Here is a 25,304-nt window from a genome sequence, read left to right on the forward strand (position 1 = left end):
GGATTGCAAATGGTTGCAAATCGCCAGGATGCATGGACAAAAGATGAAGATAACTACTTAGCTGAAGTAGTTTTAAAAACGATAAATGAAGGGTCAACTCAATTAATGGCATTTAAAGTAGTAGCAAAGAACTTATCAAGGACAGCTGCTGCTTGCGGTTACAGATGGAATTCATTTGTTAGAAAGTTCTACAAAGAAGAGATTGAAAAAGCAAAAAATAGTAGCAAAAAACAAGCTATTCCCTTAAATGAGGTAGAACCAACGAATGATTCAGTAATAATTACAAATGAGATTCACGAGGAGGTTACTACAGAAAAAGGACATTCTGAAATAACCTTTGAGTCAGTATATAAATTCCTTGAATATTTGAGATTAAAAGTTGAGGCCAGTGGACGAATTAAAGATATACAATCTTTAGAAAAAAAACTATTAAAATATAAACAAGAAAATGAACAATTAAAAATTGAAAAGCAACAATTAGTCGAAAAACTAAATGAGCTCCAAAGTGAATATGAACATTTATTTGATTTTTTAGATCAAAAAAGAAAAAAAGTAAATGTTAGTTCTAAAAATGACACAAAGGTAAAATAAGAAAAAACTCAACATCTCAAAAAAGGGGTGTTGAGTTTTTTGTCTTTATTTATTTTCAGGTCTCCAGATGACAAATTCAGAATCTGCTTCAATGAAGCCTTGTTTTTTCCAAAATTCATTTGAATTTGCTCTTGGTATAGTTTTAATTGTTTTCTTAAAGGATTTAGCGAAATTTACTAATTCTTTTCCGTATCCATTCTTTTGATAATAAGGTAGAACTTCCATTTTATTAATTTCAATTATTTCTTCATTATTTTCACTATGTGTATATAAGCTCATTCGGGCAATCAGTGCCTTTCCTAAGTATATACCATAGAAAGGAGATTGAAATTCGTTATCAATTAAATTTGATTCAAGATCTTCAAGCATTGATAACTCTTGTAAACCGTAACCGGAAAATTGCTGAAATTGTTCAAGTGTTTTAAAATTTATTTGTAAACGTTCTATCTTGATGTTCAAAAAAGCTCCCCCTTAAAAAGAATGTAAATTTTTAATATTTTAAATATAATTATATCGTACAATCAAATTTAAAAAAAGATAGATTCGGTGTAAATTTATTATCACAAAGATAAGAGTGGAAAAATAATTTTTCGATTGGAGAAATCAATGAAAATAGGCATAATTGGTGGTGGTGCCGTCGGTCTTCTAACAGCATCGTATTTGTATCAAAATAAACATAATGTTACATTGTTTACGAGAACAGAAGAACAGGCAAATCTTATAAATAACTTAGGTGTTATACTCTCAGTAGATGAAAAAAAGAAACAAATGTGTATAACAGCAAATAAATTATTACCAAAAATAAGCACGTTCGATCTATTAATTATTTGTGTTAAGCAATATCATTTAAAACAAATCGTTAACACGTTAAATCAATATGAGGGTGAGAATATATTATTCCTCCAGAATGGAATGTCTCATATTGAAATCGTTAAAAATTTACCTATTCCAAATTGCTTTATCGGGATAGTTGAACATGGTGCGTTAAAAACTTCTCCGAATGAAATCACACATACTGGTAAAGGAATTATTCGAATTGGACAAATTAAAGGAAAACTAGATGCTTTAAATTGGTTATCGAGTTTACATACAGCCGAGTTTCCAATCAAAAGCCAAGATGATTGGGAGTATATACTTAAACAAAAGTGTTTAATAAATTGTGTTATTAACCCTTTAACGTCTATATTGAACGTTCGAAATGGTGAATTAATTACTAATGAGTATTTTAAACCAATTTGTAAATTATTATTTAATGAGGTTGCAACTGTCCTAGATTTAAATAAAGAAAAAGAGTGGGATAAATTAGTAGAAATATGTGAGAAAACAAAAGAAAACTACTCATCAATGAATCGAGATTTATTTCATGGTAGACAAACAGAAATTGAAAGTATGCTAGGATTTGTTAAAAAATTGGCAATTAATAAAAAAATGAATGTACCAACAATTGAACTTGTGTACAATAGTATAAAAGGACTTGAGAAGAAAAAGGGGTAATTCTTTTTGGAAAAATTTTTCATTTTCTTTATTTCACTATTAATTGAATTTCCGATTTTTTCTACAATATTTATCTATATGTTTTTAAAATTATTTTTTAAAAATAACAAGCGTAAACTTTTGCTTTTTACGTTAGATTTATCTACAATTCTATATATTAGTTCATTTTATTTTGTTTTAAATATGATTTTTCCAACTGCAACAGGTTGGATACTAATTAATTTATTATTGGTTATCTTATTTATTAGTATTATTCTTCAATGGAAAGCAAAAAGAGATATTCGGTTTACTAAGCTACTAAAAGGTTTTTGGAGAATGTCATGTATTCTGTTTATTATTCTTCACTGTATTACCGTATTGGCTGGTTTGGTTTTAAAAATAACTGAGTACAATGCTTAATTGAAGAGCGAGAGAGGAAGTTCGTAATGCAAATTAGTAAAGTCCATTTAGACGGGCAAAATAAATTGCTGAATGATTTTGTAAATGGAAATGAAGTAATTTCTTCTTTCTTTGGTGAAAATCCATTAGTAAAGGAAGAAATGGAATATAGAATTAAAAATGTAATGGAGCGTTCTTATAATCGCACAGGATTAGTTAATGCGCTAGAGAAGTTTCATCATAAGCATCATGCAAGTAATAAATCATTAGAAAATGTGAAAAAATTACTTAATAAAGATTCATTTGTTGTAATTGGTGGACAGCAAGCTGGATTATTAACTGGCCCATTGTATTCTATACATAAAATTATTTCAATAATTCAATTGGCTAAGAAATATGAAAAGGATTATGGTCTAACAGTCGTCCCAGTATTTTGGATTGCCGGTGAAGATCATGATATAGATGAAATAAACCATATTCATACAATTGAGAACAATACCGTAAAAAAACAAACCTTTTATCAAAAAACGACCTATTCCCATGCTGCTTCTAGAACTGAATTAGATCAGCAGGAAATGAAAAAGTGGATTGATAAAATCGTTAAAACTTTTGATGAAACGAATTATTCGAAAGATTTACTTGAAGAACTATATTCGATGATTGGGCAATCTACAACTTACGTAGATTTTTTTGCGAAAATAATTTTTAAATTGTTCAAAAAAGAAGGACTTGTATTAATTGATGCTGATGATCCAAATGTCCGTGAGTTGGAATCATCCTTATTTAGTGAAATGGTTCAAAAACAAGAGAAAGTTAGAGGTGTTTTGAAAGATACGAAAAGCAGATTATTAAAATCTGGGTACCACGAAACACTTCAAATTTCTGAACAAAGCATTCACCTCTTTTACCATAGTAATGAAGGTAGACAATTACTTGAAGTATCTGAAAATGAAGATGTTTTTCAAACAAAAAATAAGAATTATCAATTCTCTAAACTTGAGTTGATCAAAATCGCAAAAGAACAGCCAGCTTTATTAAGTAATAATGTGGTTACAAGACCAGTTATGCAGGAGTATTTATTTCCTACATTAGCATTTGTCGGTGGTCCTGGTGAAATTGCTTATTGGGCTGAGTTAAAGGACATTTTTAATCTATTTAACCTTCAGATGCCACCTGTGTTTTTGAGACATATGTTTACTATTTTTGAAAGAAATATTGTTTCTGCATTAGAAGATTTTTCATTAGATATTAATGATGTGTTGAAAACTTCATTAGAAGAGAAGAAAGTTGAATGGATTAAAAAACAAGTGAAACTAGACTATAAAGAAGTGTTTAGTCATGCTAAAAAATCTTTAGAAGAATTGCATAAACCTCTTCAAGATGTAACGAAAAAAGTAACACCTAACTTAAAGGATTTTTCTATAAAGAATTTTGTAAAGATAGAAGAACAAATCCTACTATTAGAGCGAAAAATAGAAGAATCAATTTTAAAGCAAAATGAAGAGCAAATTGAAAAGTGGGATCGAATCATCTGTTCAATTTCTCCTAATGGGAAACCACAGGAACGAACACTAAATATTCTCTACTATATTAATAAATATGGTTTTGATTTTGTTCATGAACTTTGTGATTTAGAACTATCATGGGATTACGCTCATCAAATTGTAAAAATTTAAGCTAAATCATCAATATTGGCATTATTAATATGATTTTATTAGTAACAATCCTTTGAAATAAGCTGAATTTTATAATAAAAATGAAATCCTGCTGCACTGTTAGCAGGATTTTTTGTTTTTTTAAAGAATTTTTTAGAAAAGGTGGTAAGAAGTGGGGGAATGTGGTAAGTTTGTGTTAGAAAGTGGGGGAATAGGATGTTTATCGGTGAATATCAACATAATATCGATGTTAAAGGACGTCTTATTATACCTTCAAAATTTCGAGACAAGCTTGGTGAAAACTTCATTGTGACAAGAGGTTTGGATCAATGCTTATTTGGCTATTCATTGGCCGAATGGAGTGTAATTGAAGATAAACTGCGCACACTACCACTAACAAAGAAAGATGCGAGAGCATTTACCCGTTTTTTCTTCTCAGGGGCTATGGAATGTGAGATGGATAAGATGGGGAGAATTAATATAACACCTAATTTACGCAGTTATGCAAAATTAGAAAAAGAATGTGTAGTAGTTGGTGTTACAAATCGTATTGAGATTTGGGATTTGTCAACTTGGAATACATATATGAATGAATCAGAAGAGTCATTTGGTGAGTTAGCAGAAAACTTAATCGGATTTGACTTTTAAAAATTAACAATTTGAAAGTAGTGAAAGCATCATGTTTGAACATATAACGGTTTTATTAAAAGAAACTGTGGATTCTTTGGATATAAAAGAAGATGGCATTTATGTAGATTGTACACTTGGCGGTGGAGGTCATAGTGAATACTTACTATCTCAACTTTCATCAAAAGGTAGATTAATCGCTTTTGACCAAGATGAAACAGCAATTAGACATGCAAAAGAGCGATTAAATAAATATGAAAATCAATTAACAATTGCTAAAAGTAATTTTAAACATTTAAAAGAAGAACTCCATAATTTAGGAATTAATGAAGTAGATGGAATCTTATTTGACTTAGGTGTTTCTTCGCCTCAATTAGACGTTGCTGAACGTGGATTTAGTTTTCACCAAGACGCACCACTTGATATGCGTATGAATCAAGAACAAACATTATCAGCATATGAAGTCGTAAATGACTGGCCATATGAGCAGCTTGTAAAAATATTTTTCCGATATGGAGAAGAGAAATTCTCTAAACAAGTTGCAAGAAGGATAGAAGATTTAAGAGCTAAGAAACCGATCGAAACAACTTTTGAGTTAGTTGAAATCATTAAAGATGCAATACCTGCACCAGCAAGAAGAACAGGTGGACATCCTGCTAAAAGAATTTTTCAAGCTATTCGTATAGCTGTAAATGATGAACTAGGTGTATTTGAAGAAGCTCTAAAGGATGCAATTACCCTAATAAAACCAAAAGGAAGAATAAGTGTCATAACATTCCATTCATTAGAGGATCGCATTTGTAAAACAATTTTTAAAGAAGCTAGTTCACTTCCGCCGTTACCACCAGGTTTACCAATCATTCCAGATGAGTTTAAGCCGAAGTTAAAATTAGTGACAAGAAAGCCACTTTTACCAACAGATGAAGAAGTCGAATTTAATAAGCGCGCAAGATCTGCAAAGTTAAGGGTTGCAGAAAAATTATAAGGAGGGAAAAAAATGAGTAATTTGGCTAGAAAGCTACAACAAAAACAAGTTACTGATTTACAACAAAGACCTTCTAACAAGAAAAAACAAAAGAAAGTATCAAAAATTACACCTTTTGAGAAAATACTTTATTTAGTATTTATTTTTGCATGCTTCTTTATGGGGACAAAAATCATCAAAACTCAAGCGGAAATATATGATACTAATTTAAAAATTCAACATGTAAAAAATGAAATAGCAAATGAAAAACAGCATAACTCTGAGCTTAAAATGAAAATTGATGAATTAAGCACATATGAGCGTATATGGCAAAAAGCAAAAGAGTTAGGTTTAAATATTGATAGTAATAATGTAAAGTTTACCGACATTAGCAAGTAGGAGATTGTGATATGAGTAAGAAAAAAAATAAATACACAAATTATGGTATTCGTTGGTTTTTTATTGCTACTTTAGTCTTTTTTTTCTCACTTGTTGCTAGACTTTCTTATATTCAATTATCAAACACAGTAGAAGGTAAAAATTTAAAAGTTTATGCTGATGAGAATTACAATACATCTCAAAAAATACCTGCTAAAAGAGGAACAATCTATGACTCAAATGGAGTTCCACTAGCGGAAGAAGTAACAGCTTACACTGTGTCGGCCGTTTTAGATCCAAGTGCATCTAAAAACTCTAAAGTGAAAAGACATGTCGTAGACAAAGAAAAAACTGCAAGTGAATTAGCACCAATTTTAGGTATTGATGAATCGGATCTTTTAGCGAAGTTAGGTAAACCAAAATATCAAGTTGAATTAGGACCAGGTGGAAGAAATATTTCTCAAAGCACAAAAGAACAAATTGAGAAATTAAAGCTACCTGGTATTGTTTTTACCCCGTCACAGCAGCGATATTATCCAAATGGTATATTTGCTTCTCATACGTTAGGGTACACGAATGTAAATGATAATGGTGACCTGATTGGCGAAATGGGATTAGAAAAATCATTGAATAATGAGTTAACGGAAAAAGATGGAAAAAGAAGCTTTTTACGTGATCGAAAAGGTAATATTCTACCATATGTAAATGAGAAGGTTACTCCTCCACATAATGGTGATGATGTGTATTTAACAATAGATACAAAGATTCAAAGTTTACTAGAAGACGCAATGACTAGCGTTGAAAAAAAATATGAGCCAGAAAAGATTATGGCAATCGTTTCTGATCCAAAAACCGGTAAAATTGTTGCAATGAGTAATCGTCCTAGCTTCAATCCGAATCTTCATGACATTTCAAACTATACGAATGACCCGATTTCTTATGCAATTGAAGCAGGTTCTACGATGAAAATATTCACTTTAGCTGCTGCGATGAATGAAGGTGTATATAATGGAAATGAATATTTCCAATCAGGTCGATATAAAGTACCAGGTGGAGGCACTGTCCATGACGTAAATCGAAACGGATGGGGTTCAATTACTTTTGACGAAGGGATTCAAAGGTCTTCAAACGTAGGTATTTCGATTCTTCTTAATGAAAAATTAGGAGCAGATCGCTTTTTACAATACTATAAAAACTTTGGGTTTACACAAAAAACTAATATTAATCTTCCAGGTGAATCAAGTGGTAAATTAGTATTTAATTATCCACTTGAAAAAACAACAACTGCTTTTGGACAAGGATCTACAGTAACAGGAATTCAAATTGTTCAAGCTGCTAGTGCTATTGCTAACAATGGAAAAATGATGAAGCCGTATATTGTAGATAAAATTGTCGATCATGATACGAATAAAGTTATAAAAGACTATAAATCTCATGTTGTTGGTAATCCAATTTCAGAAGAAACAGCAAAAAGAGAGAGAGCGTTATTAGAGACGGTTATTACTGCGCCACATGGTACTGGGCATAACTATGCGATTGACGGTTACACTGTCGCTGGTAAGACTGGTACTGCCCAAGTTGTTGACGAACACGGAAAATACCTTAAAGGACGTGGTCAAAACCTCTTTTCATTTATCGGTATGGCACCTGCAGATAATCCAAAATTAGTCGTATATGTAGCGATGCTTCGTCCAAAACTTGAAGCGACTGAAATCGGTTCAGATGGTGTTTCTGAAATATTTAGAACAGTTACTAAGGGTGCTTTAGAGTATATGAAGGTTGAGCCTGTTGAAAATGCTAAAGTAGACAAATTAATTGATAAAGAAAGTATAGAAATTCCAAATTTGAAAGGTCTAACTTTAGATGAAGCAAAATCTTTAGCTATATCTGAGGGATTAAAACCTGTATTATTAGGAAATGGGTTAGAAGTTACTGGTCAATCAATTAAGTCAAAAACTCAAGTAGTCAGAGGTTCTACTATTTATCTTAAAACAAATGGAACAAATACAATGCCATCTATTATTGGTTGGTCAAAATCGGATGTTAACCGTTTAGGTAAATTATTTAAGTTAAATATCTCATCTAAGGGATCTGGATTTGTTACAAGTCAGAGTATTAAAGAAGATTCAGAGCTAAGGGATCACGACTATTTAACGATTGAATTAAATAAACCTAATGGAGCAACAGACGAAGAAAAAGATGTAAAAGTAGATGTACAAGAGTAAATAGCAGAAATAAGTTTAATTTAATAAAATTGACAATAGACCATTCTAGGATAATAAAAAGCTAGAAGGTCTATTGTATTTGGTACAAGCATATATTGAAACGAACATAATGTAGAGGAGTGTTCGTTTCGATGCGAGTATCTAATGTAACAGTTCGAAAACGATTATTTTTTGTATTCATTGGTGGTTTATTAATTTTTTCTATTATTGCAACGAGGCTTGGTTATGTACAATTTGCGATGGGTGATCTTTTAACTGAGCGAGCGAAAAATTCGTGGAGTCGAGACATTCCATTTGAACCAAAGCGTGGTGAAATTTTAGATCGTAATGGTGTTGCTCTTGCTACTAATAAAAGTGCTCCATCTGTATTAGTCGTTCCTAGGCAAATTAAAGATCCTAAGGAAGCGACTGAAAAACTTGCCCCAATTTTAAAAATCTCCGAAGTAAAACTTTATAAAATTTTAACAAAAAGATCTAGAATGGAACACATTCGAACAGAAGGTATAAAAATTACAAATGAGAAAGCTAAACAAATCCGAGATCTTAACATAGCTGGTGTATACATAGCAGAGGATTCTAAAAGATATTATCCATTTGGTGACTATCTTTCTCATGTTTTAGGTTTTGCTGGAATCGATAATCAGGGCTTAAACGGATTAGAACTATATTATGATAAGCAATTAAGTGGTGAAAAAGGTAGTGTACAGTTTTATTCCGATGCTAAGGGTCAAAGAATGCCCAATATTGCAGATGACTATATTCCGCCTATTAATGGTTTAAACTTAAAATTAACTGTAGATTCGCGAATACAAACAATTCTTGAACGAGAAATGAATAATGCAACTGCTCAATATAATCCTGATTCAATGATTGGAATTGCGATGAATCCAAATACGGGAGAAATACTTGCAATGAGCAGTCGTCCAAGCTTTAATCCTACTAATTTTAAAAATGTTTCGCCTGAAGTATATAATCGGAATTTACCTGTTTGGTCAAATTATGAACCAGGTTCAACGTTTAAGATTATTACACTAGCAGCTGCATTAAATGAGGGATTAGTAGATTTGAATAAAGAACATTTTTATGATGATGGGGCTGCTGAAGTAGCTGGAGCTCGTTTACGTTGCCATAAAAGAGGTGGACATGGTTCTCAGACTTTCTTAGAGGTAGTTCAAAATTCTTGTAACCCAGGATTTGTCGAATTAGGTAACCGACTAGGAGAAGATCGTTTATTTAAATATATTCGTAATTTTGGTTTTGGCAAAAAAACAGGAATCGATTTACAAGGTGAAGGATCTGGGATTTTATTCAGCATGGATAGAGTCGGTCCAGTTGAAGCAGCAACAACTGCTTTCGGTCAAGGGGTATCAGTTACACCAATTCAGCAAGTTGCAGCAGTGTCAGCTGCAATTAATGGTGGAATTCTATACCAACCTTATATAGCCAAAGAGTTTGTAGATCCCGTTACAAACGAAGTAGTAAGTCGAAAAACACCTATTTCAAAAAGACGAGTTATTTCGCCTGATACATCTAAAAAGGTACGATTAGCGCTAGAAAGTGTTGTTGCACAAGGTACTGGTAAAGGTGCATTTGTGGAAGGGTATCGAGTTGGAGGTAAAACTGGAACAGCACAAAAAGTAAAAAATGGACGATACGATGATAGTAGCTTTATCGTTTCGTTTGTAGGCTTTGCACCTGCTGATGATCCTCAAATAGTTGTTTATATTGCAGTTGATAACCCAAAAGGCACTGTTCAATTTGGGGGAGTTGTAGCTGCTCCGATAGTAGGGAATATTATTCGTGATAGTATGCAAGTTTTAGGCGTACCACCTAGAAAAAATCAAATCCCCAAAAAATTCGTATACGGTGATACACCAACATATGAAGTACCAAATTTAATTGGTTTGGAGAAAAAAGATTTGCAACCTTTGCTAGATACTTTTACTATTGAATATAGTGGCAGTGGAAATATTGTAGTTGACCAAGCACCAAAAGCAGGTGTTAAACTTAAAGAAGGTTCTAAAATTAGAATTTATTTAGGAACAAAAGAAGAAACTAAATCTAAAACGAAAGATAAAAAATGATTTAGGGAATACGAAAGGAATTACTATGAAACTTCATACTTTACTATCAAGATTAAAGCCTTTAGTGAATCTTCCAGCTGAAAATCCGGAAATCACAGGGGTTGAAATGGATTCAAGAAATGTAAAACCAGGTTATTTATTTATCTGTATTGAAGGGTATACAGTTGATGGCCACATGTACGTAAATCAAGCGATTGAAAAAGGTGCAGTAGCGATCCTTGCACAAAAACCAATTGAATCGAGTGTTCCAGTAGCATATGTGAAAGATACAAATCGTTCGATGGCTGTTGTTGGTAATGCCTTTTATGAAAACCCAACACAAAAACTAAATCTAGTTGGTATTACTGGTACGAATGGTAAAACCACTACTTCATATATTATTGAAGAGATTGTTAAACACAATAAGAAAAAAACAGGTGTCATTGGCACAATTGGTATGAAAATAGGAGAAGAGATTTTTGAAACAAAAAATACAACTCCTGATAGCTTAACTTTACAATCAATGTTTGCAAAAATGGTTGAAGCAAACGTGGATACAGCTGTTATGGAAGTTTCTTCACATGCATTACACTTAGGGCGTGTTCATGGCTGTGAATATGATATAGCTGTTTTTACAAATCTATCACAAGATCATTTAGATTATCATGGAACGATGGAAGAATATAAAAAAGCAAAAGGTTTATTATTCTCTCAATTAGGTAATAGCTTCTCAACCGAAAAACCTAAATTTGCAATCCTTAATTATGATGATACTGCATCTTTTGAATATATGAAGTATACACAAGCAAATCTAATAACGTATGGTTTAAGTCAAGAAGCTGACTTGTTTGCAGATGAAATTGAATTAACGAATGCTGGTACTAGATTCACATTACATTTCTTAAATAAACAATACGTAGTAGAAATGAATCTTATTGGAACGTTTAACGTATATAATGTGTTAGCAGCAATTGGTGCAGGAATCGCATTAAATATAGAAATGGAGACAATCCTAGACGCAGTCGGAACGATTGAAGGGGTACCAGGACGTTTCCAAGCCGTAAATGCTGGTCAAGATTTTACAGTTATTGTAGACTATGCACATACACCAGATAGTTTAGAAAATGTATTATATACAGTTAAGCAATTTGCAAAAAATGATATCTTTACGGTTGTTGGTTGTGGTGGAGATCGTGATCGAACAAAACGCCCACTAATGGGTAAGATTGCAGCGGATCTTTCAACAAAAGCAATCTTTACATCTGATAACCCAAGAACTGAAGACCCAACTTTAATTTTAGAAGACATGAAACGCGGTTTAGAGCATAATAATATTACGGTAATAGAAGATCGTAAAAAAGCTATAACATTTGCGATTCAAAATGCAAAAAAACATGATATTATTGTTATTGCAGGTAAAGGTCATGAGACATATCAGATTGTAGGAACAAATGTTTCGCATTTTGATGATGTTGAAGAAGCTAAAGAAGCTATTTTACAAAGAAGAGGATAGTATCCTCTTCTTTGTAATGTGAAAAACTGACTTCATAATTCTTTATAAAAGAATTACACTATTAAGTAAACAACAAAGAAGAGAACTTAGAAAGGAGGGCGTATAATGCTAGAACCGTCAATTTTAGTTGCTATGATTTCAGCATTTATCATTGCAGTCATTTTATCGCCTATTTTTATACCGTACTTAAGAAAACTTAAATTTGGACAGAGTATTCGAGACGAAGGTCCACAATCTCATAAAAAGAAATCTGGAACCCCAACTATGGGTGGGATTATCATATTAATTGCTTTAAGTTTATCTGCACTTTTAATTTCTATGTATTTTGATGTTTTATCAACACGTACATATGTATTATTATTTGTCACAATTTGTTTTGGAGTAATTGGATTTTTAGATGACTATATTAAGGTTGTTAAAAAAAGGAACCTAGGACTAACATCTAAACAAAAATTCATTTGCCAAGTTATTGTATCCATCATTGTCTTTTTTGCAATTCGTGCCATGGGTATCTCTACATCTATTTCGATACCAGGGACACATTATTCATTTGATTTAGGCTTTATCTATGTATTATTAATTATCTTTATGTTAGTTGGTACTTCAAATGCTGTAAATTTAACAGATGGATTAGATGGACTTGTGTCAGGTACAGCAGCAATCGCATTTGGTGCATATGCAGTACTTGCTTATAACCAACATCAGCTTGATGTGGCAATCTTTTCAATAGCAGTTGTAGGAGCTGTATTAGGTTTCTTAGTATTTAATGCACACCCTGCAAAGGTCTTTATGGGAGATACGGGCTCTTTAGCATTAGGTGGGGCGCTGGCTGCAATCGCAATTGTTACACACTTAGAAATTTTACTTGTGATTATTGGTGGTATTTTTGTAATTGAAACACTATCAGTAATGATTCAAGTTGCATCTTTTAAAGCAACTGGTAAAAGGGTATTTAAAATGAGTCCTTTGCATCATCATTATGAATTATCTGGATGGTCAGAATGGCGTGTTGTTGTAACATTTTGGTTTGTAGGATTACTTTTTGCATTATTAGGAATCTATATTGAGGTGTGGATGTAATTGAATAACATATCGAACTTTCAAAATAAAAATGTATTAGTATTAGGAATGGCAAAGAGCGGTTATGCAGCTAGTAGATTATTAAAAAAATTAGGTGCGACTGTAACTGTTAATGATCGAACTCCTTTAGAACAAAATGAAATCGCACAAAAGCTAAAAAGTGAAGGTTTTAACGTAGTTTGTGGTGAACATCCACTATCATTATTAGATGATCAGCCATTTTGTATCGTCAAAAATCCAGGAATACCATATACGAATCCATTATTATTAGAGGCTGTAAAGCGTAATATTCCGATCTATACGGAAATAGAGCTTGCATATTTAATAAGTGAAGCGCCGTTTATCGGAATTACAGGCTCAAATGGGAAAACGACAACGACAACTTTAGCATTAAATATGTTACAAGAAGGCAATAAAAACCCTCTTGTTGCAGGAAATATTGGTACTGTTGCATGTGAAGTAGCTGAAAATGCAAATGAAGATAATATTATAGTAACTGAACTTTCTTCATTTCAATTGATGGGAATCGAAAGTTTCCGACCAAAAATTTCATTAATCACAAATATTTTCGAAGCTCATTTAGACTATCATGGTACAAAAGATGAGTATATTAAGGCAAAAGCCAATATATTTAAAAATCAAACAGAAAATGATTTTGCTGTCGTTAATTTTGATGATGAGAATGTAATGGCAATGGCTTCTCAAATTAGAGCGAAAATTATTCCATTCTCTACAACTAAAATTATGCAAGATGGTGCATATGTTCAAAATGGCTATATTTATTTTAAAGAGAAAAAAGTTATTGAAATTGAAAAAATTGTCTTACCAGGTAAACATAATTTAGAAAATATATTAGCAGCAGTAGCAATTTCTAAACTTTTAGATGTTGAAAATGATGCCATTGAAAAGGTATTAACAACTTTCACTGGTGTAGAGCACCGACTTCAGTTTGTTACAGAAATAAATAAGAGAAAGTTTTATAATGATTCAAAAGCTACTAATATTTTAGCAACACAAAAAGCAATTTCATCTTTTCAAAAACCGGTCATTTTAATAGCTGGTGGATTAGATCGAGGAAATGGTTTTGACGATTTAATTCCTCATTTTAAAAATGTAAAAAAAATGGTCACTTATGGTCAAACAGCAGCAAAATTAATTGAATCAGCAGAAAAAGCAGGAATGAAAGCAGTAAAATCGGTAGATAATGTTGAAGATGCTGTAAATGAAGCATTCGCTCATTCAGAAGTTGGAGATATTATTTTATTGTCACCTGCTTGTGCAAGCTGGGATCAATTTAAGACTTTTGAAGAACGTGGTAATAAATTTATACAAGCAGTGCATAAGTTAATGTAAGGCTTGTTTAATTCAAAAGTTGAGGTGTATTTAAGTGCCAACAAAGAAAAATAGTCCTGACATGATTCTTGTTCTCGTTACGCTATCATTATTAACAGTAGGAATGATTATGGTTTACAGTGCTAGTGCAATTTGGGCATCATATAAGTTTCATGATTCGTTCTTTTTTGCTAAACGGCAATTATTATTTGCTGGAGTTGGAGTAGTTGGAATGTTTATTGTTTCAAATATTGACTACTGGCTTTTCAAAACACATGCAAAAAAAATATTAATCGCTTGTTTTATCTTGTTGGTACTTGTACTTGTACCAGGAGTTGGTCTAGTACGAGGTGGTGCACGAAGTTGGATTGGAATCGGTGCATTCTCGATTCAGCCCTCTGAGTTTATGAAACTTGGAATGATGGTATTTCTATCAAAATACTTAGCAGATAATCAAAAGAATATTACATCTTTTAAAAAGGGTCTTGTACCAACATTAGGTCTTGTGTTTTTGGCATTTGGTTTAATTATGCTTCAACCAGATTTAGGAACAGGTACAGTAATGGTAGGTACTTGTGTAATCATCATATTCGTAGCTGGAGCAAGAATTTCTCATTTTATGGGATTAGGTATTGTAGGAGTTGCAGGATTTGTTGCTCTAATAGCTTCTGCTCCATATCGAATAAAAAGGATTACATCATTTCTAGATCCATGGTCTGATCCATTAGGTACTGGATTCCAAATTATTCAATCATTATATGCAATTGGTCCTGGTGGATTATTTGGTTTAGGATTGGGACAAAGTAGACAAAAGTTTATGTATTTGCCTGAACCACAAACTGATTTCATCTTTGCTATTCTATCAGAAGAATTAGGATTTATTGGCGGAACGTTTGTCATCTTATTATTCTCTTTATTACTTTGGAGAGGGATCCGAATTGCTTTAAGTGCTCCTGATTTATTCGGTACTTTTTTAGCAGTAGGAATAGTATCAATGATTGCAATACAAGTAATGATTAATATTGGGGTTGTAATAGGCTTAATGCCTGTTACAGGGATTACATTACCATTTTTAAGCTATGGTGGTTCATCTCTAACATTAATGTTATTAGCCGTAGGTGTATTACTTAATATTAGTAGACATGCGCGTACATAAAAGGACCGACTCAAATTGAAACAAGTACAAATGTACTTGAATTTTTCAAAATGAGTCGGTCCTTTTTATGTATTAATACAATGTGTATTTGTCTATTTACTTTCCAATTGGTATGTTTTCTTTATTTTTACAGAAAAAACAATTAGAATGATAGTGATAAAATTGGTATAATAACTACTTAAACTGCTTAAAGTTATTTATGTATTGTAATTTAGGAGGATCTTTATGAAAATTTTAGTTAGTGGTGGGGGTACTGGTGGTCATATTTATCCAGCACTTGCGCTAATTAAAGAGTTAAAAAAACAAGATTCCAATGTAGAATGTTTATATGTTGGTACAGAAAATGGATTAGAAAAAGGGATTGTATCTAAAGCAAACATACCTTTTAAATCTATTGTGATTACAGGGTTCAAGAGAAGCATATCATTAGAGAATTTTAAAACAGTCTATCGATTCTTAAAGGGTGTATCAGATAGTAAGAAAATAATTCGTGAATTTAAGCCAGATGTAGTCGTTGGAACAGGTGGATATGTTTGTGGTCCTGTTGTTTACGCAGCAGCAAAACTAGGGATTCCGACAGTTATACATGAACAAAATAGTATACCTGGGCTAACAAATAAGTTCTTAAATCGTTATGTCACAAAAGTTGCCATTTGTTTTGAAGAGGTTGCTGACTATTTTAATAAAGAGAAAGTAGTATTTACTGGAAACCCGAGAGCTTCTGAAGTAATTGGAGAATCAAATCCAGCAGTATTAGAATCATTAGGATTAAAATCTGGTAAACGCACGGTACTTATTGTAGGTGGTTCGAGGGGAGCAAGACCGATTCATCAAGCCTTTTTAAAAAGTGTCAATCAATTAGGTGAAAAAGATTACCAGATGATTTATGTAACAGGCGAAGTACATTACGATTCTGTCATTGAGGAAATAAATAAAGTAGGTAACCCAGAAAATGTAGTGGTTAAGCCATTTCTACATAATATGCCGGAAGTATTAAGAGAAGTGGATTTAGTTGTATCAAGAGCAGGTGCAACTACATTAGCAGAATTAACTGCATTAGGAAAACCTAGTATTCTAATACCAAGCCCTTATGTAACGAATAATCATCAAGAAGTTAATGCCAGATCACTCGAGAAAAATGGTGCGGCTATTGTTATATTGGAAAAAAACTTTAATAGTGAATATTTAGTAACTGAAATTGAAAAAGTATTACTAAATCCTATTAAACTTGAAGAGATGAAAAATGCATCATTAAATATGGGTGTACCAGATGCTGCAAAAAAACTAGTAAATGTATTAGAGAAAATACGTAAATGAACTTGCACGAACAAGTTTGAAATAAAATAAAAATATAATAGAGGATACTATAAGCTAAAGGGGGAAAATAACGAATGTTTGAATCAAAATTAAAGGAAATATTAAATGACTCGAGTCTTCTAATAAATGAGCCTTTAGCAAATCATACGACAATGAAAATAGGAGGACCTGCTGAATATTTGGTCATCCCTAAAACTGTAAGCGAAATTAAAGAGATTATTAACCTTGCAAATGAACATGCTGTAAATGTGACTGTAATTGGTAGAGGATCGAATTTACTTGTATCGGATCAAGGTATTGAAGGTGTCGTAATTAAAATTAGTGATTGCTTAGATCATATCGAAGTAGAAGGTACAAAAGTAATTGTAGGTGCAGGATATTCAGTGATTCGTTTAGCTACTCAGCTAAGTAGAAAAGGATTATCTGGTCTAGAGTTTGCAAGTGGAATTCCTGGTAGTGTTGGTGGCGCTGTATATATGAATGCAGGTGCTCATCAATCCGATTTTTCAAATATTACTTCTAGAGCACATATTCTATTTCCTGATGGAACAATGGAATGGTTAACAAATGAAGAATTAGATTTTTCATATCGAACTTCAGTTTTACAACATAACCGTAAAGGATTTGTATTAGAAGTAGAACTTCAACTTCAAGAGGGATCAAAAGAGACTTCAACTGCTTTAATGCAAAAAAACAAAGATTATCGAAGAGAAACACAACCTTGGAACTATCCATGTGCTGGAAGTATTTTCCGTAATCCGTTACCACAGTATGCTGGTAATTTAATTGAACGTGCTGATTTAAAAGGATATCAAATTGGTGGTGCGAAGGTTTCTGAAATGCATGGTAACTTTATTGTAAATGCCGGAAATGCCACTTCAAAAGATGTATTAGACTTGATTGCATTTATTAAGAAAACTATATTAGAAAAATTTAATGTGCGACTTGAAACAGAAGTAGAAATTGTTGGGAAAAAAATGTAAGTTTCTTCTAAACTAACCATATTATATGCTATAATTTACATAGCATATGATGACCAAGATAGAATGGCATTCATTTGCTATTCTATTTTTTATTATTCTTAAATTACTTCTTAAGCAAAAGTAAATTAAAAAGGTATTTTTAGTTGAACATTGATAATGGAGGCATATTTATGCAGGAAAATAAGATTATTAGTTTAGAAGACCGTGTACCTGTTTTGCGTAATAAAAAACGTAAAAAAGCAAATATGCGATTACTGGTCACAATTCTTGTGTTTTTTTCTTTGCTTTTATGTGTATTGTATTTCCAAACATCAATTGGTTCAAAAATTCACTTAGTAATTAATGGAAACCAACTGTACTCTGATAAAGAAATTCAAAAATTAGCCGATGTTAGCGTTGATGATAGCTTTTTGACAATTAGGTCAAAAAGGGTAGTAGATCAGCTTGAAAGTCAAAACACAATTCAATCTGCAATTGTTCATAAAAGATTTCCTAATAAAGTAGAAATCGATGTAAAAGAATTTCAGCCTGTTGGACAAGGTTTATTTAGCGGGAAAAAGTATCTATTGTTAGAAAGCGGAGTCCTTATTAAAGAGAAAAGTTCACTAGGAAATACTACAGCACCTGATTTAATTGGTTGGAAACAAGGAGATGAGTTGCAGGAAATGGCTGCGGAATTAAAAAAAATGCCAAAAAGTATATTCCATTCAATTTCTGAAATAAATTATACTCCAAGTAAGGATGATCCTTTGTTAATAACGGTTTTTACGAATGAAGGGTATGAAGTAAGGACAACGATTCGAAAATTTTCAAATAAAATGTCAAATTACCCATTAATTTTAAAGTCAATACCTAAAGATCAAAAAGGCGTTATCCATTTAGAAGTCGGTGCGTATTTTTCTCCATATAGTACTGATATGAAATAGTCAATTTAACATTAGTAAACAGTACTTTCAAGTCTTTTTTAACTTTACATGTTAGTGTAGACTAATAGTTAAATAGAAAATAACGAAAAAAATTAAAAAGATTATGAAAAATCAAGCTTAAAAAAGAGGAAAAACCCCGTAAATGTTGAATAGTTGTCATATATGATATTTAAGAATGAATTGATGCTCGATTATAATAGATAGAGAGAAAAAGGAGGTGCCATCATGAACAGCAATGAGATCTATGTGAGTCTTGACGTTGGAACTTCAACAATTAAAGTAATCATAGGAGAACTAGTTAACGACACACTTAACATTATCGGTGTTGGTAATGTTAAATCTTCAGGCTTAAAACGTGGATCAATAGTTGATATAGATGAAACAGTCAAATCAATCAAAAAAGCAATTGATCAAGCAGAAAGAATGGTTGGCATTCATATTGACAAAGTAATTGTAGGTGTTAGTGCGAATCAAGTGCAATTGATTAGTACTAACGGCGTAGTAGCAGTTTCTAAAGAAAATAAAGAAATCGACAATGAAGATGTTTTAAGAGTAATGGATCAGGCTCAAGTAATTTCTATACCACCAGAAAGAGAAATTATCGATGTTGTTCCACATGAATACATTGTTGATGGCCTTTCTGAGGTAAAAGACCCAAGAGGAATGATTGGTGTACGATTGGAAATGGAAGGTACATTAATCACTGGTTCAAGAACACTAGTACATAATATACTTCGTTGTGTTGAAAGAGCGGGGTTAGAAGTAACGGATATATGTCTACAACCAATGGCTGCAAGTACGATAGGACTAAAGCAGGATGAGAAAAACTTAGGTGTAGCACTTGTTGATATCGGTGGAGGCTCAACTACAATTTCTCTTTTCAGAGAAGGGGTATTAATGGCAACTTCAGTCCTACCTGTTGGCGGAGACCATATTACAAAAGACATATCAATTGGACTGAAAACTTCAACAGAAGATGCAGAAAAAATTAAGGTGAAATTTGGACATGCTTTTTATGATACTGCATTACCTGAAGAAGTATTAAGTGTACCAATAATGGGTAGTGAACAACATCACCAATACAGCCAGCAAGAAATATCCGATATTATTGAGGCTAGATTAGAAGAAATCTTCATTATGGTTCAAAATGAGCTTGTCAGAATGAGGGGAAGCAATTTACCAGGTGGATTTGTTCTAACTGGTGGTACAGTAACAATGACTGGTGTAATCGATTTAGCTCAAAAGGTATTTAAAAATAATGTAAGGGTTGCAACACCAGATTATATTGGTGTAAGAGAACCTCAATACATTACTGGCGTAGGTCTAATCAAGTATGCTTTTTATAAATCAAAAATGCGTGGAAAAAAACTTAGCTCTAATATTGCATTCGAATCAAATGAACGAAAACCTGTAGCTGTTTCAAATTCAAATACAAAACCAAAACAGCAGGATGAAGAGCGCGTCATGAGTAAAGTTAAAAGCATTTTTAAATATTTATGGGATTAAATGTGTGATGAATTTGAATAGTAGGGGGATCAATCATGTTAGATTTTGATACAAATGTAGATGCATTAGCGAAGATAAAAGTAATTGGTGTAGGTGGCGGAGGAAATAACGCCGTTAACCGAATGATTGAACATGGAGTACAGGGTGTAGATTTTATTGCTGTGAATACTGATGCACAAGCTCTTAATCTTTCAAAAGCTGAAGTGAAAATGCAAATCGGTGGCAAACTTACTCGTGGTTTAGGGGCAGGAGCTAATCCAGAGGTTGGTAAAAAAGCAGCTGAAGAAAGTAGAGAACAATTACAAGAAGCTCTTAAAGGAGCAGACATGGTATTCGTAACTGCTGGAATGGGTGGAGGTACAGGAACAGGTGCAGCTCCAGTAATTGCACAAGTAGCAAAAGAATTAGGTGCATTAACTGTAGGTGTAGTTACACGTCCATTTACATTTGAAGGTAGAAAACGTTCAACTCAAGCGGCAACTGGAATCGCTGCAATGAAGGAAAGCGTTGATACTTTAATTGTTATTCCTAATGACCGATTATTAGAAATCGTTGATCGTAATACCCCAATGCTAGAAGCATTCCGCGAAGCAGATAATGTACTTCGTCAAGGGGTTCAAGGTATTTCTGATTTAATCGCTGTTCCGGGATTAATTAACCTTGACTTTGCAGATGTTAAGACAATTATGTCTAATAAAGGGTCTGCATTAATGGGTATCGGTGTTGCTGGTGGAGAAAACCGTGCGGCAGAAGCAGCCAAAAAAGCTATTTCTAGTCCATTATTAGAAACTTCAATTAATGGTGCGCAAGGTGTACTTATGAATATCACTGGTGGAACTAACTTAAGCTTATATGAAGTGCAAGAAGCAGCAGATATCGTATCAACTGCATGTGACGCAGAAGTAAATATGATTTTCGGTTCTGTAATCAATGAAAACTTAAAGGATGAAATTATTGTAACGGTTATAGCGACTGGATTTGAAGGTGTTATTACAGCACCACCTACTCCAAAACCAATGGCGAGACAATCAATATCAACACCTACTCAAGCTCCACAACCAACTATTAAACGAGAACCAATTCGCGAAGAAGCTCCGGTTGTAGAAACGACTAAAAATGTAACTAGTCTTGATGACTTAGATATTCCGGCGTTTTTACGTAATCGTAAAAGACGCTAATAAATGTAAAAAAACCAAGATAAGATAAATCTCTTATCTTGGTTTTTTTCATTCTTTTAAGTAGTGATTTTGTAAATTAGCTAAATCACTAAAGACAGGCTTGAACTTTTCGTTGTAGCCTTTAGGGAATAAAACACCTAAACCATGTGAGTGTGTAAATTCAAAAGATGGGAATTGCTGTTTAATCGTTTCCCAAAATTTGTAAACCCCAAAATCTTGTATACGTACTTCAGTATCATGGATTAGAACAATTCCTTCTTTAGATACTTTTGGTAGCCAAGTAGTATAATCATGGAACACAGCTTCAAAGGTATGAAAACCGTCAATATGAAGTATGTCGATCGTATTATCTTCGAAATTCTGAATTGCTTCGTCGAAAGACTTACGTAACATTTTAGCTTCTTTTTGATAATGGTTTTGAACAACTTCTTGTACCGTATCAAAAACTTCATTACTATACAATCCACTATGCAGATCTCCTTGCCAAGTATCAACTGCAAAACATTCACATGACAGGTTATGATCTTTCACACTTTGACAAAAACAGAAAAAAGAAAAGCCAAAGTGAGTACCTAATTCAACAATCTTTTTTGGTTTTACAAATTGAACTAAATCGTAAGCAAATTTTGCGTGACCTTTCCAGGCAGAGTGTTGTCTTATTGATGGTTTAGTTCCGTCAAACTCAAAAATGGGTGAATGAAATATCCAGTTATCCAAATCCTCACTCCTTATTGGGCAGATTTCATCGAAATAAAGTGCATGATTTTTATGAAATATTGACTTGTCCAATCCATATTTCGAAAATGCAATGTCGAAAAACTCTTCAATAAAGCTTCCTTTTTTTGACAGACTTCTTACCGTGCTCATCCTATACTTACATATAAATGAATATTCTATAGAGGATGGCGAACAAAATTGGTGATATATGGCGATCTTGTTTGGTTATTAAACTTGTTAATGGACTTCTTGATTATTCAGTTGACAGGCTTAATTCTAAAAAGAAATGTATCTATTTTGCGGTCATTGTTAGGGGCATTATTAGGTTCTATCGTTGTTTTAATGACGTTTACTCCTTATGCATATGTTTTTGGCTCACCATTTATGAAAATATTATTATCGTTTTTCATCGTATTTTTTGCATTTGGAAGGCAGCGGATTATCACTTTTTTACAACTATTAAGTATCTTCTATTTTTCAACATTCATTTTAGGTGGCGCGTTATTAGGCTTACATTATTTATTTGCTACTAATGAATCTAATTTAACGAAATCATCCTTTTATGGTGATCCTGTAAGCTGGTATTTTGTCATTGGAATGCTACCAATTGTCATATTTTACGCTAGAAAATCGATTAATCAAATCTCGTTTACAAAATGGAAATTGAATGAAATGTATGAAATGGAAATTGTGTGGCGGAACACTTCGATTAAAATTAGAGGGTTAATGGATAGTGGTAACTCTCTACATGAACCACTTTCTAGGAAACCAGTTATTATTTTAGACTGTTCCACTAGTGATTATGGATTGCCAATCGAATTAGTAAAGTTAGTTAGAAACTCTGAAAATACTTTACATAATACGGAAGCACTCGATGTCTTAAGTTTTTTTCAAGGAACTTATATACCTTATAAAAGTATTGGTCAAAGTAATCAATTCCTCGTTGCAATAAAACCTACTGTTGTTAAATTAAAAATTAATGGGAAATGGTATTCATCGAGTTCGGTTTTAGTTGGATTGAGTCATGTTACTTTGTCTTCAGACAATTTATATGAATGTATCCTTCATCCAAAAATGATGCAGGGAACAATTAATGAAATTGCATAGGAGGTAGAAAATGAATCGATTGTTCTTAAAACTAAAGTTAGGTTTGTATAAGCTATTAGTAAAGCTAGGTTTGAAAGCCGATGAGGTATACTACATTGGGGGAAGTGAAGCATTACCACCTCCTTTGACAAGGGAAGAAGAAGAAAAGCTCTTACAGAAATTACCGAATGGAGATTTAGGTGCTAGATCACTATTAATTGAGAGAAATCTACGATTAGTAGTTTATATTGCTAGAAAGTTTGAAAATACCGGCATTAATATTGAAGATCTAATTAGCATTGGTACGATTGGATTGATAAAAGCCGTTAATACCTTTAATCCTGAAAAGAAAATTAAATTGGCTACTTATGCTTCAAGATGTATCGAAAATGAAATACTGATGCATTTACGTAGAAATAATAAAAACCGTTCTGAAGTCTCATTCGATGAACCATTAAATATTGATTGGGATGGTAATGAATTATTACTTTCGGATGTATTAGGTACAGAAGACGATATTATAACGAAGGATTTAGAAGCCAATGTCGATAAATCATTATTAACCAAAGCATTAGATCAACTGAACGATCGTGAAAAACAAATAATGGAACTACGATTTGGTCTAGATGGAACCGAAGAAAAAACCCAAAAAGATGTAGCTGATATGCTTGGAATATCGCAATCTTATATATCCCGATTAGAAAAACGTATTATTAAAAGGCTTCGAAAAGAGTTTAATAAAATGGTTTAAATAGAAGAACCGATTAGATTTGATTTTTTCAAATACTAATCGGTTTTTTCTATATATAAGAGTATCCAACTAATATTAAAAATTTTTTTCATTAATCCTACATACTAAATTTCATTCATTCAGCATAGAAAATTCTAGATTTCACCCTATTTGCTAGGCTTTTTTACTCCTTAATTTATTATTTTTGTATATTTTATTTTGTGCATAAATTTTCCACCGAAGGAGATACTTACCTATAGTACAGCAACTCCAAGTAGGAGGGAACATCATGACACGAAACAAAGTAGAAATATGCGGTGTAGATACATCAAAGCTTCCAGTTTTAAAGAATGATGAGATGCGTAAGTTATTTCATGCAATGCAAAGCGGTGATCGAAGCGCAAGAGAAACAATTGTAAATGGTAATTTACGACTTGTTTTAAGTGTTATTCAGCGTTTCAATAATCGCGGAGAATTTGTGGATGACTTATTTCAAGTAGGCTGCATAGGCCTTATGAAGTCTATTGATAATTTTGATTTAAGCCAAAATGTAAAATTTTCGACGTATGCTGTACCTATGATTATTGGTGAAATAAGAAGATATTTAAGGGATAATAATCCAATAAGAGTGTCTAGATCATTAAGAGACATTGCTTATAAAGCATTACAAGTTAGAGAGCGATTATTAGCAGAGAATTCAAAAGAACCAACTCCTGTTCAAATCGCTGAAGTATTAGGCGTAACACATGAAGAAATCGTCTTTGCATTAGATGCAATTCAAGACCCAGTCTCGTTATTTGAACCGATATATAATGATGGCGGAGATCCAATCTTTGTAATGGATCAGCTAAGTGATGATAAAAACAAGGACGAGCAATGGGTTGAAGAACTAGCACTACGTGAAGGAATGAAACGACTAAACGATCGAGAAAAAATGATCATAAGCAAAAGATTTTTCCAAGGAAAAACACAAATGGAAGTCGCCGAAGAAATCGGAATTTCCCAAGCACAAGTATCCAGACTAGAAAAATCAGCAATAAAACAAATGAATAAAAATATACAGGGTTAGCCGAAAAGCAGAGTCGACTGTTCAGCTCCGACAAGCATAAGTCGATTTCCGGTAAAGGTTTGCTTTTTAACCTTTACCGGAAATTGGCTTATGACCTCGAGGAGCTAGGAGCCGGAGCTAGACATTATATTATTTCTTTTCCTATATAAAAAGTAATTCCCAAAAAAGAAAGTTGATTTTTACCTTTACCGGAAATTGGCTTATGGCCTCAAGGGGCTAGAAATCGTATATGGAGGCAAACTCCAATCAAGCTAACATTCCTGTATATTTATTAGCTAATTTTTATGAATGAAAGTAAAAAAACAAATAATGATACAAACTAAATAATCCAATAAC

The 25,304-nt window shown here is 32.7% G+C and carries 23 protein-coding genes; 21 read left to right on the top strand and 2 right to left on the bottom strand.

What is annotated here, in order from left to right; all coding sequences use genetic code 11:
* Nucleotides 1-9: 9 nt before the first annotated feature.
* Nucleotides 10-591, top strand: coding sequence for an RsfA family transcriptional regulator (locus tag RAH41_RS16365; protein ID WP_331223963.1), 582 nt, complete (start codon nt 10-12; stop codon nt 589-591).
* Nucleotides 592-636: 45 nt separating this feature from the next.
* Here RAH41_RS16365 and RAH41_RS16370 read toward each other — a convergent pair whose 3' ends face one another.
* Nucleotides 637-1,050 (bottom strand): GNAT family N-acetyltransferase, encoded by a 414-nt coding sequence (locus tag RAH41_RS16370; protein WP_331223965.1) that lies wholly within the window; start codon nt 1,048-1,050, stop codon nt 637-639.
* Nucleotides 1,051-1,197: 147 nt separating this feature from the next.
* Here RAH41_RS16370 and RAH41_RS16375 point away from each other — a divergent pair, with 147 nt between their 5' ends.
* The 17 genes from RAH41_RS16375 to ftsZ all read left to right on the top strand — a co-directional run bounded on the left by RAH41_RS16375 (nt 1,198) and on the right by ftsZ (nt 21,366).
* On the top strand, nt 1,198-2,085 hold the full coding sequence (locus RAH41_RS16375) for a 2-dehydropantoate 2-reductase (RefSeq protein WP_331223967.1): 888 nt from the start codon (nt 1,198-1,200) through the stop codon (nt 2,083-2,085).
* Nucleotides 2,086-2,091: 6 nt separating this feature from the next.
* The gene (locus RAH41_RS16380) at nt 2,092-2,484 is read left to right on the top strand and encodes a DUF3397 family protein (protein ID WP_056471117.1); all 393 of its coding nucleotides are present in this window, start codon (nt 2,092-2,094) and stop codon (nt 2,482-2,484) included.
* A 26-nt stretch (nt 2,485-2,510) separates the two neighbouring features.
* On the top strand, nt 2,511-4,139 hold the full coding sequence (bshC, locus tag RAH41_RS16385) for a bacillithiol biosynthesis cysteine-adding enzyme BshC (protein WP_331223970.1): 1,629 nt from the start codon (nt 2,511-2,513) through the stop codon (nt 4,137-4,139).
* A 195-nt stretch (nt 4,140-4,334) separates the two neighbouring features.
* On the top strand, nt 4,335-4,766 hold the full coding sequence (gene mraZ, locus RAH41_RS16390; RefSeq protein WP_091022092.1) for a division/cell wall cluster transcriptional repressor MraZ: 432 nt from the start codon (nt 4,335-4,337) through the stop codon (nt 4,764-4,766).
* Nucleotides 4,767-4,797: 31 nt separating this feature from the next.
* Nucleotides 4,798-5,730, top strand: a complete 933-nt coding sequence (gene rsmH, locus RAH41_RS16395) for a 16S rRNA (cytosine(1402)-N(4))-methyltransferase RsmH (RefSeq protein ID WP_331223973.1) — start codon at nt 4,798-4,800, stop codon at nt 5,728-5,730.
* Nucleotides 5,731-5,742: 12 nt separating this feature from the next.
* Nucleotides 5,743-6,108: a cell division protein FtsL gene (gene ftsL, locus RAH41_RS16400; RefSeq protein WP_331223974.1), complete on the top strand. Its 366-nt coding sequence runs from the start codon at nt 5,743-5,745 to the stop codon at nt 6,106-6,108.
* 11 nt (nt 6,109-6,119) lie between these two features.
* Nucleotides 6,120-8,312: a penicillin-binding protein gene (locus RAH41_RS16405; RefSeq protein WP_331223976.1), complete on the top strand. Its 2,193-nt coding sequence runs from the start codon at nt 6,120-6,122 to the stop codon at nt 8,310-8,312.
* 131 nt (nt 8,313-8,443) lie between these two features.
* Nucleotides 8,444-10,396, top strand: coding sequence for a stage V sporulation protein D (locus tag RAH41_RS16410; RefSeq protein ID WP_331223978.1), 1,953 nt, complete (start codon nt 8,444-8,446; stop codon nt 10,394-10,396).
* Nucleotides 10,397-10,421: 25 nt separating this feature from the next.
* Entirely contained in the window at nt 10,422-11,888 is a 1,467-nt protein-coding gene (locus RAH41_RS16415) for a UDP-N-acetylmuramoyl-L-alanyl-D-glutamate--2,6-diaminopimelate ligase (protein ID WP_331223980.1), read from the top strand.
* Between the two features lie 105 nt (nt 11,889-11,993).
* Nucleotides 11,994-12,968, top strand: coding sequence for a phospho-N-acetylmuramoyl-pentapeptide-transferase (gene mraY, locus RAH41_RS16420; protein WP_025569060.1), 975 nt, complete (start codon nt 11,994-11,996; stop codon nt 12,966-12,968).
* A complete protein-coding gene (gene murD, locus RAH41_RS16425; protein WP_331223983.1) occupies nt 12,969-14,321 on the top strand; it encodes a UDP-N-acetylmuramoyl-L-alanine--D-glutamate ligase in 1,353 nt (450 codons plus the stop codon).
* 61 nt (nt 14,322-14,382) lie between these two features.
* Nucleotides 14,383-15,456 (top strand): stage V sporulation protein E, encoded by a 1,074-nt coding sequence (gene spoVE, locus RAH41_RS16430; RefSeq protein WP_331224053.1) that lies wholly within the window; start codon nt 14,383-14,385, stop codon nt 15,454-15,456.
* A 225-nt stretch (nt 15,457-15,681) separates the two neighbouring features.
* On the top strand, nt 15,682-16,773 hold the full coding sequence (gene murG, locus RAH41_RS16435) for an undecaprenyldiphospho-muramoylpentapeptide beta-N-acetylglucosaminyltransferase (RefSeq protein ID WP_331223984.1): 1,092 nt from the start codon (nt 15,682-15,684) through the stop codon (nt 16,771-16,773).
* A 74-nt stretch (nt 16,774-16,847) separates the two neighbouring features.
* Nucleotides 16,848-17,756: a UDP-N-acetylmuramate dehydrogenase gene (gene murB / locus RAH41_RS16440; RefSeq protein ID WP_331223985.1), complete on the top strand. Its 909-nt coding sequence runs from the start codon at nt 16,848-16,850 to the stop codon at nt 17,754-17,756.
* A 170-nt stretch (nt 17,757-17,926) separates the two neighbouring features.
* Nucleotides 17,927-18,682 (top strand): cell division protein FtsQ/DivIB, encoded by a 756-nt coding sequence (locus RAH41_RS16445; RefSeq protein WP_331223986.1) that lies wholly within the window; start codon nt 17,927-17,929, stop codon nt 18,680-18,682.
* A 225-nt stretch (nt 18,683-18,907) separates the two neighbouring features.
* Nucleotides 18,908-20,188 carry a cell division protein FtsA gene (gene ftsA, locus RAH41_RS16450; protein ID WP_331223987.1) on the top strand — a complete coding sequence of 427 codons (1,281 nt, stop codon included), beginning with the start codon at nt 18,908-18,910 and terminating at the stop codon, nt 20,186-20,188.
* A gap of 35 nt (nt 20,189-20,223) precedes the next feature.
* Nucleotides 20,224-21,366 carry a cell division protein FtsZ gene (gene ftsZ, locus RAH41_RS16455; RefSeq protein WP_331223989.1) on the top strand — a complete coding sequence of 381 codons (1,143 nt, stop codon included), beginning with the start codon at nt 20,224-20,226 and terminating at the stop codon, nt 21,364-21,366.
* 48 nt (nt 21,367-21,414) lie between these two features.
* Here ftsZ and RAH41_RS16460 read toward each other — a convergent pair whose 3' ends face one another.
* Nucleotides 21,415-22,083: a class I SAM-dependent methyltransferase gene (locus tag RAH41_RS16460; protein ID WP_331223990.1), complete on the bottom strand. Its 669-nt coding sequence runs from the start codon at nt 22,081-22,083 to the stop codon at nt 21,415-21,417.
* A gap of 201 nt (nt 22,084-22,284) precedes the next feature.
* Between RAH41_RS16460 and spoIIGA the strand changes: the two genes are divergently transcribed.
* The 3 genes from spoIIGA (at nt 22,285) to sigG (ending at nt 24,968) form a co-directional block, all read left to right on the top strand.
* The gene (gene spoIIGA, locus RAH41_RS16465; RefSeq protein ID WP_331224054.1) at nt 22,285-23,190 is read left to right on the top strand and encodes a sigma-E processing peptidase SpoIIGA; all 906 of its coding nucleotides are present in this window, start codon (nt 22,285-22,287) and stop codon (nt 23,188-23,190) included.
* 10 nt (nt 23,191-23,200) lie between these two features.
* Nucleotides 23,201-23,920, top strand: coding sequence for an RNA polymerase sporulation sigma factor SigE (sigE, locus tag RAH41_RS16470; protein ID WP_069035602.1), 720 nt, complete (start codon nt 23,201-23,203; stop codon nt 23,918-23,920).
* Between the two features lie 268 nt (nt 23,921-24,188).
* Entirely contained in the window at nt 24,189-24,968 is a 780-nt protein-coding gene (sigG, locus tag RAH41_RS16475; protein ID WP_056471070.1) for an RNA polymerase sporulation sigma factor SigG, read from the top strand.
* Nucleotides 24,969-25,304 lie beyond the last annotated feature (336 nt).

This window comes from Gottfriedia acidiceleris (assembly GCF_036421055.1).
Classification (GTDB): domain Bacteria; phylum Bacillota; class Bacilli; order Bacillales; family Bacillaceae_G; genus Gottfriedia; species Gottfriedia acidiceleris_C.